General features: G+C 60.2%; 1 protein-coding gene. It reads right to left on the bottom strand.

The annotated features are described in order from the left end of the window. A partial coding sequence (locus tag X744_RS139690) for an aminotransferase class III-fold pyridoxal phosphate-dependent enzyme (RefSeq protein WP_023763250.1) occupies positions 1–471 on the bottom strand: 471 nt, incomplete at its 3' end. Positions 472–566: the final 95 nt, after the last annotated feature.

Here is a 566-nt window from a genome sequence, read left to right as displayed (position 1 = left end):
CGAGATGCCGCCGAAATTGACGCCGTGATAACCGCGCTCGCGGCCGATGAGGCGGGTGCGCGAGCCTTCCCCCTTCACGCGATGATAGGCGATCGCCATCTTCAGCGCCGTTTCGACCGATTCCGAACCGGAATTGGTGAAGAAGACATGGTCCATGCCCTTGGGCGCGAGGTCGACCAGGCGGTTCGCCAGTTCGAACACGATCGGATGGCCCATCTGGAAGGCGGGTGCATAGTCGAGTTCGGCGGCCTGGTGCTGGATCGCCTCGGTGATCTTCGGTCGGCAATGGCCGGCGTTGACACACCAAAGGCCGGCGGTGCCGTCCAATACCTTGCGGCCATCGCTGGTCGTGTAATGCATGTCCTTGGCGGACACGAACATGCGCGGCGCCTGCTTGAACTGCCGGTTTGCCGTGAACGGCATCCAGAATGCGCTGAGATCGTTCGGCGTGACTTTCAGCCGGTTGGACATGACCAAGACTTCCCCTTGTAACCTGTTTCGCTGCGTCCAACGCTTGGTCTTTGCCGCGCTTTCATGCTACGCAAATTTTGACCGATTGGACAAAC

The sequence above is a fragment of the Mesorhizobium sp. LNHC252B00 genome (assembly GCF_000502955.1).
Lineage (GTDB): Bacteria > Pseudomonadota > Alphaproteobacteria > Rhizobiales > Rhizobiaceae > Mesorhizobium.
This window is presented reverse-complemented; position numbering and strand designations above follow the sequence as displayed.